This window comes from Bacillus sp. CCNWLW194, assembly GCF_037120585.1.
Lineage (GTDB): Bacteria > Bacillota > Bacilli > Bacillales > Bacillaceae_G > Bacillus_A > Bacillus_A basilensis.
The window spans coordinates 1-1,242 of sequence record NZ_JBBBBL010000054.1 but is presented as its reverse complement, the minus strand read 5'-3'; the positions used below and the strand labels follow the sequence as shown (position 1 = coordinate 1,242).

Sequence of the window (1,242 nt, the reverse complement as noted above, 5' to 3'; positions counted from 1 at the left end):
TGGAGTGACCCCTGTCAAGTAGACAGTATTTAAAAAGCGCAACTAAGCAACCTGAGTTCTATATTTATATGGACTCAGGTTATTTAATTTCTTTTGAAATCTTTGATGATTATAAAAATGTATATATTTGCGTACGGCAAGTTTAACCTCATTCGCTTTACGGAAGGAGGTTAAATGAAAACACTCTGCCTTAAAGTGACTGAAGAAGTTTTCCATGCAAGCATTATCCCAACAGTTGCCTCTTCGAGACATACTTGCCTTCATCTGATATTTTTTAAGTAATTGATTATATTGACGAGATGTGTACTGGGATCCTTGATCACTATGCAAGAGGATTCCCTTCACATTTCGTTTTTTCTTTGCCTTTTTAAGTGTATCTAAAACAAGCTTTAAGTCATTTCTACGACTGATTTCATAGGCAACAATCTCATTATTATATAAATCCTTAATGGCGGATAAGTACAAGCGCTGTCCATTGAAAATTAAGTAGGTAATATCAGTTACCCATTTCTCATTTGGTCTTGAAGCTTGAAAGTCTCTATTTAGATGGTTCTCTGAAATCACATACGCCTCTTTTTTTCCGTAATAAGGTCGTTTTTTCCTAATTATAGCTTTGATACCTAATTCATTCATCAATCTTTGGATACGCTTATGATTCAAATGAAGGTTATATGTGGCTTTCAGCCACACTTGTATTCTTCTATATCCATAAATCCCTCTTAGTTTTGCATGACACTCCAATATTTTTTTCTTGAATTCAGTGTCCGCTAATTGTTTTTTAGAAGGCACTGCGTGTCGCTTTATCCATTTGTAATAGCCACTTCGGGTTACACCAGCAATGGCACATAATAGAGTAACTGTATATCCTGTTTCTAATATCTCATATATCACTTCAAACTTTCTCATTTTGGATATAGCTGGCATGCCTCCTTTTACATTCCTAAGAGCTTTTTTAACATCGCATTCTCCGCTTCTAATCGTTTAATCTTAGTCTCTGAATTTTCGGGTTTCGTTCTTGGTCTACCTAAACCGGGACCTTTTGCTTTCCCACGTTTTTCTTCTAGTCCTTTGATACCTTCAGCTTCGAAGTGTTTCACCCATCGACTTACAACTGAATGATGAATACCTAATTCTGTCGCAATAGTTTTATAGCTCATACCTTCTTTTAAATATAAATCTACAGCTTTTTTCTTAAATTCCACATCGTAAGTGACCCTAATTTTGCCCACAGAAAAATCCCCT

Annotated in this window: 2 protein-coding genes; both read right to left on the bottom strand. The window is 35.5% G+C overall.

The annotated features are described in order from the left end of the window. Window positions 1–42 precede the first annotated feature (42 nt). A complete protein-coding gene (locus V7S50_RS33955; protein WP_252209167.1) occupies window positions 43–924 on the bottom strand; it encodes an IS3 family transposase in 882 nt (293 codons plus the stop codon). A gap of 8 nt (window positions 925–932) precedes the next feature. Beyond that, entirely contained in the window at window positions 933–1,229 is a 297-nt protein-coding gene (locus tag V7S50_RS33950; protein WP_088079863.1) for a transposase, read from the bottom strand. Window positions 1,230–1,242: the final 13 nt, after the last annotated feature.